At 77.0% G+C, this 16,843-nt stretch carries 13 protein-coding genes; 8 read left to right on the top strand and 5 right to left on the bottom strand.

Features of this window, described 5'->3' with window-relative positions; all coding sequences use genetic code 11:
• Window positions 1-169: 169 nt before the first annotated feature.
• On the top strand, window positions 170-883 hold the full coding sequence (locus tag ACZ402_RS09495) for a ferritin-like fold-containing protein (protein ID WP_375823119.1): 714 nt from the start codon (window positions 170-172) through the stop codon (window positions 881-883).
• A gap of 60 nt (window positions 884-943) precedes the next feature.
• Here ACZ402_RS09495 and ACZ402_RS09490 read toward each other — a convergent pair whose 3' ends face one another.
• Complete coding sequence (locus ACZ402_RS09490; protein WP_205205335.1) at window positions 944-1,168, bottom strand: DUF3107 domain-containing protein; 225 nt, start codon at window positions 1,166-1,168, stop codon at window positions 944-946.
• A gap of 94 nt (window positions 1,169-1,262) precedes the next feature.
• Window positions 1,263-2,054, bottom strand: a complete 792-nt coding sequence (locus ACZ402_RS09485; RefSeq protein WP_375823118.1) for a TetR/AcrR family transcriptional regulator — start codon at window positions 2,052-2,054, stop codon at window positions 1,263-1,265.
• A gap of 66 nt (window positions 2,055-2,120) precedes the next feature.
• On the opposite strand from ACZ402_RS09485, the gene ACZ402_RS09480 reads away from it, so the two are divergent.
• From ACZ402_RS09480 to ACZ402_RS09470, 3 genes are read left to right on the top strand one after another with little or no spacing between them, the layout of a single operon-like run.
• Window positions 2,121-3,077 carry a DUF3152 domain-containing protein gene (locus tag ACZ402_RS09480; protein ID WP_375823117.1) on the top strand — a complete coding sequence of 319 codons (957 nt, stop codon included), beginning with the start codon at window positions 2,121-2,123 and terminating at the stop codon, window positions 3,075-3,077.
• A 58-nt stretch (window positions 3,078-3,135) separates the two neighbouring features.
• Entirely contained in the window at window positions 3,136-6,609 is a 3,474-nt protein-coding gene (locus tag ACZ402_RS09475) for a PD-(D/E)XK nuclease family protein (RefSeq protein ID WP_375823116.1), read from the top strand.
• A complete protein-coding gene (locus ACZ402_RS09470; RefSeq protein ID WP_375823115.1) occupies window positions 6,606-10,076 on the top strand; it encodes a UvrD-helicase domain-containing protein in 3,471 nt (1,156 codons plus the stop codon). Before ACZ402_RS09475 ends, ACZ402_RS09470 begins: the two co-directional genes overlap by 4 nt.
• A gap of 68 nt (window positions 10,077-10,144) precedes the next feature.
• On the opposite strand, the gene ACZ402_RS09465 is transcribed toward ACZ402_RS09470, so the two are convergent.
• Window positions 10,145-11,065 carry a phosphotransferase gene (locus ACZ402_RS09465; protein WP_375823114.1) on the bottom strand — a complete coding sequence of 307 codons (921 nt, stop codon included), beginning with the start codon at window positions 11,063-11,065 and terminating at the stop codon, window positions 10,145-10,147.
• Between the two features lie 71 nt (window positions 11,066-11,136).
• Between ACZ402_RS09465 and nudC the strand changes: the two genes are divergently transcribed.
• Window positions 11,137-12,171: an NAD(+) diphosphatase gene (gene nudC, locus ACZ402_RS09460; protein ID WP_375823113.1), complete on the top strand. Its 1,035-nt coding sequence runs from the start codon at window positions 11,137-11,139 to the stop codon at window positions 12,169-12,171.
• An 82-nt stretch (window positions 12,172-12,253) separates the two neighbouring features.
• On the opposite strand, the gene ACZ402_RS09455 is transcribed toward nudC, so the two are convergent.
• Entirely contained in the window at window positions 12,254-12,520 is a 267-nt protein-coding gene (locus tag ACZ402_RS09455) for a mycoredoxin (protein ID WP_375823112.1), read from the bottom strand.
• Window positions 12,521-12,701: 181 nt separating this feature from the next.
• Here ACZ402_RS09455 and ACZ402_RS09450 point away from each other — a divergent pair, with 181 nt between their 5' ends.
• The 3 genes from ACZ402_RS09450 (at window position 12,702) to ACZ402_RS09440 (ending at window position 15,697) form a co-directional block, all read left to right on the top strand.
• A complete protein-coding gene (locus ACZ402_RS09450) occupies window positions 12,702-14,756 on the top strand; it encodes an ATP-dependent helicase (RefSeq protein ID WP_375823111.1) in 2,055 nt (684 codons plus the stop codon).
• Window positions 14,757-14,922: 166 nt separating this feature from the next.
• Entirely contained in the window at window positions 14,923-15,078 is a 156-nt protein-coding gene (locus tag ACZ402_RS09445; protein ID WP_375823110.1) for a hypothetical protein, read from the top strand.
• 181 nt (window positions 15,079-15,259) lie between these two features.
• Entirely contained in the window at window positions 15,260-15,697 is a 438-nt protein-coding gene (locus ACZ402_RS09440) for a WhiB family transcriptional regulator (RefSeq protein WP_374614382.1), read from the top strand.
• On the opposite strand, the gene ACZ402_RS09435 is transcribed toward ACZ402_RS09440, so the two are convergent.
• The gene (locus ACZ402_RS09435; protein WP_375823109.1) at window positions 15,671-16,816 is read right to left on the bottom strand and encodes a ThiF family adenylyltransferase; all 1,146 of its coding nucleotides are present in this window, start codon (window positions 16,814-16,816) and stop codon (window positions 15,671-15,673) included. The two genes, ACZ402_RS09440 and ACZ402_RS09435, sit on opposite strands and share 27 nt — an antisense overlap.
• Window positions 16,817-16,843 lie beyond the last annotated feature (27 nt).

Here is a 16,843-nt window from a genome sequence, read left to right as displayed (position 1 = left end):
GGTCGCGGTCGTACGCACCTCGTGGCCGGCAGCCGATCGTGGGATGTCGTGGCCCGGCCCGCGCTGCGGACCGTGCCGTGCCGTCGTCGTTCGCGTGACGAGCGTGAGGTCTGGACGACCGGGCAACCGATGTACGTCGGCCATGATATCGGAGAACTATCCTGGCCCGATGAGCGACGCCGAGCACGCGAGCCCCCTGACCCTGCCCACGGCGGACCACGCGGACGCGGTCGAGCTGCTCGGCCTCGTCGCCTACACCGAGCTCGCGAGCTTCGGCCGGCTCGCGGGCGACGCCGCGCACGCGCCCACGCTGCGCCAGCGCCAGGCCCTGTCCCGGCTCGCGGCGGCGATGCTCGACCGGCAGGAGCGCGTCCTCGTCCGCGTGGACGAGCTGGGCGGGGACCCGGCCGACTGCATGACGGCGTTCGACGGCCTCTTCGACGACTTCGACGCCCGCACCCGCCCGAGCACCTGGTGGGAGGGGATCCTCAAGGGGTACGTGGGGCAGGGCGTCGCGGACGACTTCTGCCTGCTCGCGGCCCAGGGCCTCGACGAGCGCTCGCGCGCGGTCGTCGTCGACGCCCTCACGCAGGACACGCCGTCGCAGCGCTACGCCCCCGTCATCGCGGACGCCGCCGCGGCGGACCCGGTGCTCGCGTCCCGCCTCGCGCTGTGGGGTCGACGCCTTGTCGGCGAGGCGCTGGGCGTCGTCGGCGTCGTCCTGTCCGAGCGGCCCGCCCTCGCCCGGCTCGTCGCGGCGGGCGTGGACGCGACGGCCGACGCCGCGGCGGGCGGCCCGGCGCCCGCGACGCAGTCGTGGGTCTTCTCGCGCCTGACGGCGGAGCACTCCCGGCGCATGGACCGCCTGGGCCTGGCGGCATGACGAAGCCGCCGCCGCGCCCGGGGGCGCGACGGCGGCGTCGTGACGGTCAGGTCGTGGCGGTCAGAGCGAGCCGAAGCCGACCTTGCGCTGCTCCTCGGTGCCGATCTCGACGTAGCCGAGCGACGCCGTCGGGACGATCACGCGGCGACCGCGCGAGTCGGTGAGCTCGAGGGCGGGGGCACCGCCGAGGGCGTCGGCGACGGCGGTCGCCACGGCGTCGGCGGACAGGTCGGTGTCGACGACGAGCTCACGGGCCAGGTTCTGCACACCGATCGTGACTTCCACGTACATCTCCTCACAGCGGCTGCGCCAGGCGCAGCGACGACGGGTCTCGGGTCGCCCGTGGGCGTCCCACCGGCGACAACGCGTTCGATAGTAGTCAGATTCCCGCGGTCGACCCGTCGAGCGCCGCGTCCGCGTCCGGTCCGAGGACGACGTCGGCCGACGCCGTCCCCGCCGCGCCCGGGGTCCCGGCCCGCGGACGGCGCAGCATCCCGTGCACGCCGCGCCAGACGAGGCGCGGGACGAGCCGGGTGACGTCGTCGGCCGAGGCGGTCCCGTCCGGCCGCACGGCCTCGGTCGCCGCCGCCCGGCCCACGGCCGTGCACGTCCGCGAGACGACGAGCGCCTCGTCCGCGTCGAGGTCGGTGATCCGGACGAGCACGTCGGCGAACGCCCCCGCGATGCGGGCGTCAGGGGCGAGCACGCGCGCCCGCACCACCGGGTCGCGCATCACGTCCGACTCGAAGAGCAGGGCCGCGGACCGACCGGCGGTGCGCGCGTAGGCGACGTACGCCCGGACGATGCCCTCGATGACGGCGAGCCCGTCGACCGCGAGCGCGTCGACGTCGCCCGCGGAGATCCCGGGGGCCGGCTCGCGGAACGGGTCGAGCGTGACGTGGACGGAGCGGACGAGGCGGTCGCCCTGGTCGTCGATGAGCGCGAGGTAGAGGTCCAGCTTCGAGGGGAAGTGCCGGTAGAGCACGGGCTTGCCGACCCCGGCGCGGTCCGCGATGTCGTCCATCGAGATGTGGTGGTAGCCGTGGGAGGCGAAGAGCTCCTCGGCGATCGTCAGGAGCTGCGTGCGCCGCTCGTCCCGGGGCATCCGGGTGCGCGCGGCGACGGGCGGCCCGGCCGTGCCGCGCGTGCGTCCCTCGCTGGCTCCGGTCATGGGGGGAGGATACGGAAACGGAGGCCGCTGTCGACCGGGCGTCGCGAGGAGTGGGACGATGGGCGGGTGCCCGACAGACATACCCCCCCGAACCGCCCGTCGACAGCTCGCGCGAAGCGCTCCTCGCGGGGTCTGCGGCACGGGGCGGCGGTCGCCGCCTGCCTCGTCGTCGGCTTCGGCGGCGGCGCCGCGACGGCGGAGGTGTGGGACGTCGCGGGCATGACCGTCCCGGTCACGGCGGACCGCGAGGACCCGCCCGCTCCGGTCCGCGACGAGCCCGACGCGGCGAGCCGGTCCGGCGCGGAGCGCGCGGGCGACGTCGTGCGGGCCCCGGAGCTGCGCGAGCTCGTCGCACCGCGCCCGGACGTGGTCGCGCCGCTCGCTCCCGCGGACGCGCCGACGGCTCCGGCCGCGGACCCCGTGCCGGAGCCCACGCCGCCGCCCGCGGTCCCGGTCGCCGAGCCCGGCTCGGGGCTCGTGGGCGACGTCGTCGTCGCGCCCGACCTCGGGGGTGCGCTCGACGTCGTCCCGGGGGAGGCCCCGGCGCCGGGGGCGGGCACCGTCCGGTCGGTGCGGGTCGAGGTCGAGCAGGGCCTTCCCGTGGACGGCGAGGTCCTCGCGACGGCCGTGCTCGCGACGCTCAACGACCCGCGCGGGTGGTCCGGCCCCGACGGGGTGACGTTCTCCCGGACGGCGTCCGACGACGCGTCGATCCGCGTCGTGCTCGCGAGCCCCGCGACGACCGACCGGATGTGCGCACCCCTCGCGACCGAGGGGAAGTACTCGTGCGGCAACTCCGTGTCCGGCGTCGCGGTGCTCAACTTCGAGCGCTGGGTGCTCGGCGCCCCCGACTTCGGCGACGACGTCGCGACGTACCGCCAGTACCTCGTGAACCACGAGGTGGGTCACGTCCTCGGGCACGGCCACGAGGACTGCCCGGCCCCGGGCGCCGTCGCGCCGGTGATGGTGCAGCAGTCGATCTCGGCCCAGGGCTGCCTGACCAACGGGTGGCCGGTGCCGTAGTCGCGCCGCGCCGTTGGCGATGCCGACGGTGTGGGTGGCGCGTGATGGGATCGGGTCCGTGCCCCGGACGACCGCCCCTCGCCTCGTCGCGCGGCCTCGCGACCACGAGGCCGACGTCACGCTCGACGACTCCCAGCGCGCCGCGCTCGCCGCGGCGGCCGGGCCGGGCGCGACGCTCGTCGTCGGGGCGCCGGGCACGGGGAAGACCCTCGTCGCGCAGGAGGTCGTGCTCGCGGCGCTCGCCGACGGCCTCGCCCCCGAGCGCGTCCTGCTCCTCGCCGCGTCGCGCCGTGCGGCCGCGTCGCTCCGCGACCGTCTGTCGGCCCGCGCCCGCCGCACCGTCGGGGCGCCGATGGTGCGCACCGCGGCCTCGGCGGCCTTCGCGGTCCTGCGCGAGCGCGCGGCCGCGCTGGGGGAGCCCGTCCCGACGCTCATCTCCGGCCCGGAGCAGGACCTCGTGCTCTCCGAGCTGCTGGAGGGCCACCTGGAGGGCGACCTCGCGCACCTGGGCTCGCCCCTGGTCCTGCCGCCCGGCCTGCCCGAGGAGGCGCTCGGGCTCCGGGGCCTGCGCCAGGAGCTCCGCGACCTCCTCATGCGCGCGGCCGAGCGCGGCCTGACGCCCGCCGACCTGGCCGCGCTGGGCGACCGCTACGAGCGGCCGGAGTGGTCGCTGGGCGCCCAGCTCTTCGCGGAGTACCTCGACGTGACCGCGCTGCGCTCGGGGACGCCGGACGCGGGCGCCCGGTTCGACCCGGCGATCGTGGTCGACGAGGCGGCCGAGGCGCTGCTCGCGTGGGACGACGAGGTGCCCGACGCCGCCCGGCCGCGCTGGGACCTCGTCGTCGTCGACGACTACCAGGAGGCGACGGTCGCGACCGCGCGTCTCCTGCACGTGCTGCACGACGACGGCGCACGGCTCGTGCTGCTCGGCGACCCCGACGCGGCGGTGCAGACCTTCCGCGGGGCGAGCCCGGGCCTCGTCGGCCGTGCCTCGGCGCCCGTCCGCCGGGACGGTGCCCGGCGCGGCGAGCTCGGGGCGCGCGTGGCCGTGCTCGGCACGGCGTGGCGGCAGGACGCCGCGCTGCGGGACGTGACGCGCCGGGTCGCGGCGCAGGTCGGCACCGTCGCGGGCGCGGTGCACCGCGGTGCAGCGCCCCGGGGCGTACCGGTCGACGCGGGCGCGCAGGACGCGCCCGGTCCGGTGGACGCGCCCCGGGGGAGCGGCTCGGGCGGCGAGCCCGGGGCCGCCGCGCCCGTCCAGGTCGTCGTGCTCTCCGCGGTCGCGCAGGAGGCCGCGTTCGTGGCCCGCGAGCTGCGGGCCGAGCACCTGCTGCACGGCACCCCCTGGCACCGGATGGCGGTCGTCGCCCGTACCGGGACACGCCTCGCGGCGCTGCGCCGCGAGCTCGTCGCCGCCTCGGTGCCGGTCACGCTGCTCGGCTCCGACGTCCCGCTGCGCGACGAGCCGGCCGTCGCGCCGCTGCTCGCCGCGGTCCGCGTGTGCGTCGCGGACCCGGACGACGCCGAGGCGCTGGACCCGTTCACCGCGGCGGCCCTGCTCACCTCGCCCGTCGGCGCGCTCGACGTCGTCGCGCTCCGGCGGCTGCGGCGCGCGCTGCGGGCCGAGGAGCTCGAGGGCGGGGGCGGGCGCTCGTCCGACGCGCTGCTCGTCGAGCTGCTCCAGGACCCGGCGCGCGCGGCGACGCTGCCCCCGACCGTCCGCCGGGGGCCGGTCGCGGTCGCGCGGGCGCTCGCGGCGGGGCGGGCGGCAGCGGCCGAGCCCGGTGCGACGGCGCAGACCGTGCTGTGGGCGGTGTGGGCGGCGACCGGGCTCGCGGAGCGGTGGCGGTCGGCGGCGCTCGACGGCGGCCCGGCCGGGGCGCGTGCGGACCGTGACCTCGACGCGGTGCTCGCCCTGTTCCGCGCGGCGGAGACGTTCGTCGACCGCATGCCCGGGGCGCCGGCCGAGGCGTTCGTCGAGTACCTCGCGTCGCAGGACCTGCCGGCCGACTCGCTCGCGGCGAGCGCGAGCGGCGCCGACGCCGTGGCGGCCCTGACGCCCGCGGGTGCCGCGGGGCGCGAGTGGGACGTCGTCGTGGTCGCGGGCGTGCAGGACGGCGTCTGGCCCGACCTGCGCCTGCGCGACTCGCTGCTCGGGTCGCAGGCGCTCGTCGAGCTCCTCGCGGGCCGCGCGCACGACGCGCACGGCGTGGGCTCCCAGGCGCGGGCCCAGGTGCTCGCGGACGAGCTGCGCGCGTTCGTCGTCGCGACGTCGCGCGCGACCCGGCGGCTCGTGGTGACGGCGGTCCAGGACGCGGAGGAGGCGCCGTCGGTGTTCTGCGACCTCGTCGTCCCGCCGGCCGGTCCGGACGGTCCGGACGAGGGCCCGGACGGCCACGGGCCGGACGACGGGTCGCCGGGCCCCGCCGCGGCGGGCGGACCGTCCCCGGGCCCGGGCGCCGACCCGGAGGGGCGGCGGCACGTGCGCGTCGGGGCCCCGCTCGACCTGCGCGGGCTCGTCGCCGCCGCCCGTGGCGTCCTCGTCGAGGCGGCGGCGCGCGAGGCGCGCCCGCCCGCAGGTGACCCGTGGACCGCTCCGCGGCAGGACGGCCACGGCCACGAGCCGGACGACGGCCACGGGGCGGCGCCGGACGCGAGGGCGGTCGCCGCGGCGACGCTCCTGGCCGACCTGGGCGAGCTCGGCGTCGCGGAGGCGCGGCCCGAGACCTGGTACGGGGTCGCCGGGGTGTCGAGCACCGCATCCCTGCGGGGCGCGGAGGAGATGGTGACGGTGTCGCCGTCGAAGGTCGAGACCGTCTCGACCTGCCCGCTGCGCTGGTCGCTCGAGGCCGCGGGCGGCACCGCGCCGGACGCGACGCACCAGAGCCTCGGCACGCTCGTGCACTCGATCGCGGAGTCCCACCCGTCGGGGTCGCTCGCCGAGCTGCGCGCGGAGCTCGACCGCCGCTGGGCCGAGCTCGCGCTGCCCGAGGGCTGGCCGACGCGCCAGCTCCGCCGTCGTGCGGACCGCATGATGGAGAAGCTCGCGGCCTACGTGGCGCAGGCGGGCGAGCCGCTGCTCGTCGAGCCGACGTTCGACGTCACCGTCGGGCGGGCGCGCCTGCGCGGGACGATCGACCGGGTCGAGGACGCGGGCGAGGGCAAGGTCCGCGTCGTCGACCTCAAGACCGGACGGCGCACCGCGACCAAGGCCGAGGGTGCCGAGCACCCGCAGCTCGGCGCGTACCAGCTCGCGGTCGAGGCAGGTGCGCTCGACGTGCCCGAGGGGACCCGGAGCGCGGGGGCGCAGCTCGTCTACGTGGGCAGCACGCACGTCGGCCCCGCCGTCGTCCCGCAGCCCGCGCTCGACCCGGCGCCGGACGGCTCGAGCTGGGCGCGCGACCTCGTGGAGGAGGCTGCCGGCACGATGTCGGCGGCGACGTTCACGGCCCGCCAGAACGGGCTGTGCGAGATGTGCCCGGTGCGGCGCGCGTGCCCCGTGCAGCCCGAGGGCAGGAGGGTCGTGGCGTGAGCAGCGAGCTGTTCGAGCTCCCGGAACCGGACGCGACGCGTGGGTCGGTCCGGCTGGTCGCGGCCGACGGGGTCGCGGTCGAGGCGACGGCGCCCGGGGCGGGCACCGTCGAGCCGCCCCGTCCGACGCTGTCCGCGACCCGCATCGCGGACCTGCTGGGCCGGCCCCGCCCGACGCCGGAGCAGGTCGAGGTGATCGAGGCGCCGCTCGAGCCGACGCTCGTCGTCGCCGGGGCGGGCTCGGGCAAGACGGAGACCATGGCGGCGCGCGTCGTCTGGCTCATCGCGAACGAGCTCGTCGCGCCGGACGCGGTGCTCGGCCTGACCTTCACGCGCAAGGCCGCGGGCGAGCTGTCCGAGCGCGTCCAGGTGCGGCTCGCGCAGCTCGCCCGCGCCCGCGGCGGCGCGTCGTCCGCCCTGTCGCTGCTCGACCGCCCGACGGTCGCCACCTACAACGCCTACGCCGCGTCGCTCGTCGGCGACCACGGTCTGCGCGTCGGCGTCGAGCCCGGGGCGCGGCTGCTGGGCGAGGCGCAGCAGTGGCAGCTCGCGTCGGAGGTCGTGGAGGGCTGGGACGACGACCTCGGCACGGACCGCGCGCTGAGCACGGTCGTCGCGGCGGTGCTCGGGCTGTCGGGCGCGCTCGGCGAGCACCTCCTCGAGCCCGCCGACGCCCGCGACCGCCTCGCCGGCATCGTCGAGCAGCTCGACGCGCTCCCGCTCGGTCCGCGGCAGAAGGCCCGGACCAAGGAGGTCGAGAAGCTCGTCGGCGACGTCGCCGAGCGCGTCCGGCTGCTCGACGTCGTCGCGGAGTACCGGCGCCGCAAGCGCGCCACGGACTCCCTTGACTTCGGCGACCAGGTGGCGCTCGCGGCCCGGCTCGCGCGCGAGGTCCCGGTCGTGGGGGAGACGGAGCGCGCCCGGTTCCGCGTCGTCCTGCTCGACGAGTACCAGGACACGTCGCACGCGCAGGTCGAGCTCCTCGCGGGCCTGTTCGGCGGCGGGCACCCCGTGACGGCCGTCGGCGACCCGCACCAGTCGATCTACGGGTGGCGCGGCGCGAGCGCGGGCGGCCTCGCGCGGTTCCCCGAGCGGTTTCCGCGCTCGACGGGCGACCGGTCGGCGGTGCGCTTCCTGTCGACGTCGTGGCGCAACGACGCCGCGGTGCTGGCCGCGGCCAACGTCACCGCGGGCCCGCTGCGGGCGGCGGGGGCGGGCGGCCGCGACCGGGTCGAGGTGCCCGCGCTCGCGCTGCGCCCGGGCGCGGGGCCGGGCGCGGTGTCCGCGCACGTCGCGGCCACCGCCGAGGAGGAGGCCGGGGCCGTCGCGGAGCTCGTCGCCGCGCGCTGGCGACCGGCGAGCGCCCCCGGTGGGCGCGTCACGGCCGCGGTCCTGTGCCGCAAGCGCAGCCAGTTCGCCGCGGTCGAGGTGGCGCTGCGGCGCCGCGGCCTGCCGGTGGAGGTCGTGGGCCTCGGCGGTCTCCTGACGACGCCGGAGGTCGTCGACGTCGTCGCGCTCCTCGAGGCGGTGCACGACCCGTCGCGCGGCGACGCGCTCGTCCGCCTCCTCACGGGTCCCCGGCTCAACCTCGGGTCGGCGGACCTGCACGCCCTGGGCAGCCGCGCCGCGGACCTCGCGCGGCACGAGGGCGCGCTCGGGTCGCGCCGTCGCGCGGTGGGACCGACGGACGGTGCCGAGCTCGTGGTCGTGGAGGGCGACGTGGCCGACCACCGCTCGATCGTCGACGCCCTCGACGACCTTCCGGAACCGGGCGAGCCCGCCGCCGACGGCCGCACGCTCACGCCGCAGGGTCACGCCCGCCTGTCGGCGCTGGCCCGCACCCTGCGCGCGCTGCGCGGGCTCACGTACCTGTCGCTGCCGGAGCTCGTCGTCGAGGCGGAGCGCGCGCTCGGTCTCGACGTCGAGGCCGTGACGAACGAGGCGCTGCTCGCGTCGCGCCGGCTCGCGGACCCGGAGGCCGTGAGCGACCGCGCGCGGGAGCACCTCGACGCGTTCCGCGACGTGGCCGCGACGTTCACCCAGACGGCGGACGTCGTGACGCTGGGTGCGTTCCTGGCGTGGCTCGGGGTCGCGTCGACGCGCGAGAACGGGCTGGACCTGCCGGTGCGCGAGCCCGACCCGGACGCCGTGCAGGTCATCACCGCGCACGCCGCGAAGGGGCTCGAGTGGGACGTCGTCGTCGTCCCGGGGCTCGTCGACGGCGTGTTCCCGACGACGGCGCAGTCGTCCTCGGGGGTGCGCGCGGACAGCGGCTGGCTCACCGACGTGAGCCAGCTCCCGTACCCGCTGCGCGGCGACGCCGCCGACCTCCCGGAGTTCCGCTTCGACCTCGCGTCCGACACCAAGGAGCTCGTGGTGCGGCGCGACGAGTTCCGCGCGGCGAGCGGCGAGCACCAGCTCGCGGAGGAGCGCCGGCTCGCCTACGTCGCGTTCACCCGGGCGCGCCGCGAGCTGTACCTCATGGCCTCGTGGTGGCAGACGGGCTCCCGCCCGCGCGTGCTCTCGCCGTTCCTCCTCGAGCTCGTGGAGTCCGGGGTCGTGGCGGCGGACGGGTGGTCGGCCCCGCCCGGGCCCGACGACACGAACCCTCTGGAGGACGTCGAGGTCACGGGGGAGTGGCCCGCGCCCGACGACGCCCCCGACGGGTCGGCCCGCGCCCTCCTGCGCGACACCGCGGCCGCGGTCGAGCGCGCAGCCTTCGTCCGCGCGGGCGGGAGCGGTCCCGCGGGGCTCACCGCGCCTGCGGGCGTGCTCGTCGACGCCGAGGGGCGCGACCTCGTCGCGCTCGCCCGGGTCCTGCTCGCGGAGCGGGCCGAGCGCTCGGGCCGGGAGGTCGAGCTGCCCGCGCACGTCTCGGCGTCGAGCCTCGTGCGGCTCGCGGCCGACCGCGACGAGTACGCGCTGCACCTGCGGCGCCCGGTCCCGGTCGAGCCCACGGTGCACGCGCGCCGCGGCACGCGGTTCCACCTGTGGGCCGAGCGCTACTTCACGACGTCGTCGCTCCTGGACGTCGAGGACCTCCCCGGCGCGGACGACGACGACCTGGACCCGGACGCGGACCTCGAGACCCTGCAGCGGACGTTCCTCGCGTCGGAGTGGGCGAGCCGGACCCCGGTCGCGGTCGAGGTCGACGTCGAGACCCCGGTCGGCGGCACGGTGCTGCGCTCGCGCATCGACGCGGTGTTCCCCGAACGGCCGGAGCACGCCGGCGGGGCGCGCGACGCCGTCGTGGTCGTCGACTGGAAGACGGGACGGGCACCGTCGGACGCCGCCGCGCGCAGCGTGCGCGAGGTGCAGCTCGCCGTCTACCGGCTCGCGTGGTCGCGGTGGACAGGGCTGCCGCTGGAGAAGGTGAACGCCGCGTTCTACTACGTCGCGTCCGACGAGACGGTGCGCCCGCGCCGGCTCCTGGGCGAGGCGGAGATCGAGGCGCTGCTGGCGGGCTGACCGGTGGGACCGGCCCGCGCGGACGTGGGCGTGGTCCGGCCGGGGCCGACCAGCGCCAGGACGACGCGTCAGTCGTCGGTGTCCTGCGTGGCGTCGTCGAGGTCGGCGAGCATGTCCAGCGCGTCGGCGACGACGTCGTCGAGCCCGTGCCGGACGCCGTGCAGGAGCCAGCGGGCGAGCGCGAGCTCGCCGACGAGGAGCGCGCGGTCCACGAGGTTCTTGTCGGTGAGCTCGGTGCGGCGCAGCTGGTACGCCTCCATGATCGAGTCGATCGCCTCGGGCGGCGCGGAGACGAGCAGCCACGCGAGGTCGTCCGCGGGGTCCGCGACGCGCGCGCTCGCCCAGTCCGTCACGGCGACGACGCGGCCGCGCGCGACGAGGACCTGCTCCGGGCCGAGGTCCCCGTGCACGACGACCGGCTGGAACCGCCACAGCGACACGTCCTCGAGCGCCGTCTCCCAACGGCGCAGGAGGGTCGTCGGCACCTTGCCGGTCGCGGCAGCCTCGTCGAGCTCCGCCATCCGCCGGGCGCGGTACTCCTCGACGTCGTACCCGGGCAGCCCCGCGTCGTCGACGATCGTGCGGGGCAGCTCGTGGATCGACGCGAGGACGCGACCGAGGTCGGCGGCGAGCCCGGGTCCGGGGCGCAGCGCGTCGACGTCGAGCGTCGTCCCGTCGAGCGCCGGGTGCACGATCGCGCGACCACCCTCCGGCAGGAGCGCGGTCCCGCTGATGCGGGGCACCGAGAAGGACAGCACGCCGGTGTCGGCGTAGAGCTGGAGCGAGGTGAGCAGCTCCGCCTCCGCCTCGAGGGCGGCCCCGGCCTGGAGGCTGCGCGGGGCGCGCACGGTCCACCGGGCGCCGTCGGCGTCGGTCACGACGGCGGTGTCGTAGTCGCCAGGGTCCTCGACGGCCAGCGCGCTGCGGGCGTCGAGACCCGGCACGGCGGCGGTCGCGAGCGCGGCGAGGGTCAGCGGAGAGCGAGGCACCCGACCACGGTAGTCGCTCCCCGCCCGCCGCCCGGGGCACCCACGCCGGTCGCGTGGCCTACGGTCGGAGGGTGACCACCCCCGCCACCCCGCCGTCGTCGGGCACGCTGCCCGTGACGACCCTCCGCGACCTCCCGCTCCCGCTCGACGGCGCGGTCCTGGACCGCGCGGCCCACCGCCGCGGCGAGCCGGACCTCGTGCGCGTGCTGCGCGGCGAGGCCTCGACGCGCGTCGTGCTCGTCCACCGGGGCCGCCTCGCGCTCGCCGGCCCGGGACCGACGGACGGCGTCGCGCTGCTCGACCCGGCAGACCTGGCCGACGTCGGTGCCGCCGCCGACGAGGACCAGGCGCGCTGGCTCTTCCTCGGCGAGGGGGACGGCACGACATACCTGGCGCTCGTCCTGCCCGACGACGCCGACGCGGAGGAGGTCGACATCGAGGGCGTCGACGCCTCCGACCCGTTCGCCGTGCTCGCGCGCGAGCGGTCGTGGTCGGGGCTGCGCGAGCTCGTCGGCGGGCTCGGCGCGCCGCTCGCGGGTCTCGCGACGGAGGCGGTCGCGCTCGCGGCGTGGCACGCGAACCACACCCGGTGCCCGCGCTGCGGCGGCCGGACGACGGTCGAGAACGGCGGGTGGACGCGGCGCTGCGTGGCGCAGGGCGTGGAGCTGTACCCGCGCACGGACCCGGCCGTCATCATGACGGTCGTGCACGGGGAGGGCGACGACGAGCGGCTGCTGCTGGGCCACGCGGCGCACTGGCCCGAGCGGCGCTTCTCGACGCTCGCCGGGTACGTCGAGCCCGGCGAGTCGCTCGAGAGCGCGGTGCGACGGGAGGTCGCGGAGGAGGCGGGCGTCGTCGTCGGCGAGGTCGCCTACCGCGGGAGCCAGCCCTGGCCGTTCCCGGCGTCGCTCATGCTCGGGTTCGCCGCCCGGGCGCTGACGACCGACCTGCACGTCGACGGCGTCGAGCTCACCGACGCGCGGTGGTTCACGCGCGCCGAGCTCGCCGCCGCGGTGCGCGCGGAGGAGGTGCTGCTCCCGGGCCGCGCGTCGATCGCGCGCTCGCTGGTCGAGGACTGGTTCGGCGACCGCCTCCCCGACGCCTGAGCGCCCCAGCCGTTGTGGGCATGAAAAGGGCCCGGTCCGGACGTCCGAACCGGGCCCATCTCATGCCCACAACGGGGTGGGGTCAGGCGGCGAGGCGCTCCTTGACCTCCGCGAGCGACGGGTTGGTGGCGGCCGAGCCGTCGGGGAAGACGACGGTCGGGACCGTCTGGTTGCCGCCGTTCACCGACTCCACGAACTCCGCCGTGCCGGGCGTCTCCTCGATGTTCACCTCGGTGTAGCCGATGCCCTCGGAGTCGAGCTGCGTCTTCAGGCGGCGGCAGTACCCGCACCAGCTCGTCGAGTACATGACGATCGAGCCGGGGTCGGGAAGGGTCGGGGCGGTGCTCATCGAGGGCTCTCCAGGTGCTGGTCCGGGCGGCGCGTGCCGCGGGCGATCGGTCGTGACGGTAACACCGGCGGCCCGCGCGCTGTTCCCGCCGTGAGGCCGCCCCGGGCCCCGGCAAGCGTCCGGCCGGCGTCCGAGCGAGCCGGCTCCCGCGTGTCGGCGACGCCTGCGAGAATCGCGGGTGATGTCCACGCCACCGGTCTCACGCCCGCCGTCCCTGCGCACCGCCGACGAGATCCTCGACGCGCTCGACCCCGACCAGCGCGACGTCGCGGTCGCGCTGCGCGGCCCGGTCTGCGTGCTCGCGGGCGCGGGGACCGGCAAGACGCGGGCGATCACGCACCGCATCGCCTACGGCGTCCGCACCGGCGTCTACGCCCCGACGAGCGTGCTCGCCGTGACGTTCACCGCGCGGGCCGCGGGAGAGATGCGCACGCGGCTGCGCGAGCTCGGCGCGACGGGCGTCCAGGCGCGGACGTTCCACGCCGCGGCGCTGCGGCAGCTCGGCTACTTCTGGCCCCAGGTCGTCGGCGGGGCGCCGCCGCGCATCCTCGAGCACAAGGCCCCGGTCATCGCCGAGTCGGCGCGCAGGCTCGGCGTCGGCGTCGACCGCGTCGCCGTGCGCGACCTGTCGTCCGAGGTCGAGTGGGCCAAGGTCTCGCTCGTCACCGCGGACGACTACGTCCGGGCGTGCGAGGCGATCGACCGCGAGCCCCCCGCCGGGTACGACCACCAGACGGTCGCGCGCCTCATCACGGCGTACGAGGACGTGAAGACCGAGCGCTCCGTCATCGACTTCGAGGACGTGCTCCTCATGCTCGGCGACATGCTCTCGACGCAGGGCGGGGTCGCGGACGAGGTGCGCCGTCAGTACCGGCACTTCGTCGTCGACGAGTACCAGGACGTCTCGCCGCTCCAGCAGTTCGTCCTCGACCAGTGGCTCGGGGGACGCGAGGAGCTGTGCGTCGTCGGGGACCCGTCGCAGACGATCTACTCGTTCACGGGCGCGACGCCGCACCACCTCCTCACGTTCTCGCGCACGCACCCGGACGCCCAGGTCATCCGGCTCGTGCGCGACTACCGCTCGACGCCGCAGGTCGTGAACCTCGCGAACCAGCTCCTCGCGCGCGCCGGGCGCGCGGGCGGCGCGCACCAGGCGCTCGAGCTCGTCGCCCAGCGGCCCGCCGGCCCGCCGGTCGCGTTCACCACGTACGACGACGACGAGGCGGAGGCCGCCGGCATCGCGCAGCGGATCTCACGGCTCCTCGCCGCGGGGACGCGCGCGAGCGAGATCGCGGTCCTGTACCGGACCAACGCGCAGTCGGAGGCGTTCGAGTCGGCGCTCGCGGACGCGGGGATCGGCTACCTGGTCCGGGGCGGCGAGCGCTTCTTCCAGCGCAAGGAGGTGCGCGACGCGATCGTGCTCCTGCGCGGGGCGGCCCGGTCGGCCGATCCCGACGTCGCGATGCCCGAGACGGTGCGGGACGTCCTCGCCGCCGCCGGGTGGGCCCCGGCACCTCCCGCCGCGCGGGGGGCGGCGCGCGAGCGGTGGGAGTCCACGCAGGCGCTCGTCGCGCTCGCCGACGACGTCGCGGCGCTCGCGGAGGCGGCCGAGGGGCCGGCACCGACGGTCGCGACGTTCGTGGCCGAGCTCGACGAGCGCGCCGCCGCACAGCACGCACCGACGGTGGAGGGCGTGACGCTCGCGTCGCTCCACGCGGCCAAGGGCCTCGAGTGGGACGCGGTGTTCCTCGCGGGCACGAGCGAGGGACTCATGCCGATCTCCCTCGCCGAGACGGACGAGGCGATCGCGGAGGAACGGCGGCTGCTCTACGTGGGCATCACCCGTGCCCGCGAGCACCTGGAGCTGTCCTTCGCCCGGTCGCGGAACCCCGGCGGTCGCGCGACGCGGCGCCGGACCCGGTTCCTCGACGGGCTGTGGCCCGACGAGCCGGGCGCCCACGGCACGCGTCGTCCGCGCTCCGGGCAGGCGAAGCTGCGGCTCACCGGGGAGTACGACCGCGAGCTGTTCGAGAACCTGCGCGAGTGGCGACGCCAGGTCGCGCAGGAGACGGACAAACCCGCGTTCACCGTGCTGGTGGACTCGGCGCTCGCGGCGATCGCGGAGTCCCGGCCCACCAGCACCGCCGCCCTGGCCCGCATCAACGGGCTCGGGCCGGCGAAGATCGAGCGGTACGGCGCGACGATCCTGGAGATCGTGGGCCGCGCGGAGCGGTGACGACGAGCCGTTCCTGGGCCGCGAGGAGGGCCGGGAAAACTCGTCGAAGAAACTCTCGTAAATAAGTTGTGCGTCCTGCGACGCGCGACATATGGTCGACGAGTCCTGATGGAGAGGGGCGCGCCGGGAGGCGGGCCTCGAACGGAGAGAGGGGGTGGGAAAGCTGATGAAGAACCAGATCGCCATGGCGAACCTGCTGGATAACGCGTCCGTCTACACGGGCACGCCAGGAGGGCTCCGTCCGCGTGCAGCCGCGCACCGCGGCGGCACCTTCGTCACCCGCCCCGCTCCCGACTCCGCCTCCAGGACACCTCTGGTCTGACCGACCAGAACCTTCCAGGCCGCGGAGTCCGTCTCGGACCCGTGGCCTTCGTGTTCTCCAGAGCACGTCTGCCGATGAGGATCACCGGTCTCTCCCGTCCTTCCTACGGACGGGGACCGCTGTCCTCAGGTCCTGTGACGACGACGTTCACACCCACGACAGGACATCACTGGAGGACATCGTGCGGCTCACCGCGCTGCTCGACAACATCACTGCCCAGGGCGGATCCGGCCCCTGGGTCCCCCACCAACCGCTGGCCACGCCGCTCGGCGAGCAGGACTCCGCGGAGTTCGACCGTCTGCTCGCGGGCCTGCTGCCCTGCCGCACCAACGACCCGGAGCTCTGGTTCGCCGAGCGGTCCGCCGAGGTCGAGGAGGCCAAGGCCCTGTGCCGCACGTGCCCCCTCGTCGAGGGCTGCCTCGCCGGCGCGATCGAGCGCCGCGAGCCCTGGGGCGTCTGGGGCGGCGAGGTCTTCGTGGACGGCGTCGTCGTCGCGCGCAAGCGCGGCCGCGGCCGCCCGAGCAAGGCCGAGGTGCTCGCCCGCGAGGCGGAGCGCCAGGCGCAGGAGGCGTCGCGCGTCGAGGCCGGGGCGTCAGTCGGCGCCTCGACGGCGGCCTGACATGGTGAGCGACGCCCCGTCCGGGGGCGTGCGCGCCAGCTCGTCGCACCCGCAGCGCGGGTGGCGACCCGTCTCGCGCAGCCGCGGCACCGCATCGGGAGCAGGGATCTCGATGCAGGCCGTGGCTGCGCGGGGCACCAGCCCGTCCAGGGCTGCCAGGACCTGACCGAGCGCGACCGCGGCCGCCGACGCCGCGAGCGACGACTCCTCGGCCGAGCGCACGCCCCGCTCGCGCAGCTGCCGCGCGAGCTGCGGCCAGCACGGGTCGGCATCGGCGTGGTGCAGGTCCACGCACGTCAGGCACGGGTCGAGCCCCGGCCGGACGAACGGTCCGACGACGACGTCGGCCTCGCGCACCACGACCGACAGGTGCGCCACCCCCTCTCCCACGAGCCGCCCGACCCGTTCCGGGTCCGCCGCGCCGTGCTCGACCACGACCACGACGTCCGGCACCCGGCCCGGTGCTCCGGCCGCCCGGTCGTCCGCCAGGACACCTGCACCCGTGCCCGGGCGCGCGCCCGCGCCGGTGCCCGCGGTGACCACGACCCCGGGCGCCACGTCCTCGACGAGCCGCCGCACCGCGGTCTCGCGGGGCGTCCCGACGTCGCGCAGCCGGTACGCGCCCACCCCGACGTCCGTGGCGAGGACCGTGCCGTGGTCCTCCAGGACGACCGTGCCGACCCCGGCCGTCGCGAGGTGCACGGCGAGCGCGGCACCGACCCGTCCCAGCCCGACGACGGCGACGGTCGCGCGGGCGCGGGACGCGAGGACCCGGTGACCCGCGCCGTCGGGCCGCAGCGCCGAGAGCACGCCCACGTCCGCCGCGCCGTTCGCCGGGGCGGGCGAGACGGGCCGTCGCCGGCGGGCAGGGACGAGCAGGTGCGCATCCTCGAGGAGCCGGACGAGCGCGGCCCGGCGGGCGGGCGGCGCGGGCGGCCCGGCCTCGTGCCCGTCGCCCTGCCGGGCGGCTGGCGACGCGAGCGCGCGCAGCCACTCCTCCTCGCCGGGCTCGAGCCCGGCGAGCCGGACCGACCACCGTGGGTCGGTGCCGACCTGCACCTCGCCCGGGGCGCGCCGCAGCAGCGGGGCCTCGGGCCGTAGCACGCGTCGTCGCTGCACGTGTCCTCCGCGGGTCGTGGGGCCGGC

The sequence above is a fragment of the Cellulosimicrobium sp. NPDC030954 genome, assembly GCF_055571305.1.
The sequence above is the reverse complement of the archived record's forward strand: the minus strand, read 5'-3'. Positions and strand labels throughout refer to the sequence as shown.

Coding starts and splice junctions, on each gene's coding strand:
- ACZ402_RS09495 (WP_375823119.1), top strand. CDS start 170: ATGAGCGACGCCGAGCACGCGAGCCCCCTGACCCTGCCCACGGCGGAC.
- ACZ402_RS09485 (WP_375823118.1), bottom strand. CDS start 2,054: ATGACCGGAGCCAGCGAGGGACGCACGCGCGGCACGGCCGGGCCGCCC.
- ACZ402_RS09455 (WP_375823112.1), bottom strand. CDS start 12,520: ATGAGCACCGCCCCGACCCTTCCCGACCCCGGCTCGATCGTCATGTAC.
- ACZ402_RS09450 (WP_375823111.1), top strand. CDS start 12,702: ATGTCCACGCCACCGGTCTCACGCCCGCCGTCCCTGCGCACCGCCGAC.
- ACZ402_RS09445 (WP_375823110.1), top strand. CDS start 14,923: ATGAAGAACCAGATCGCCATGGCGAACCTGCTGGATAACGCGTCCGTC.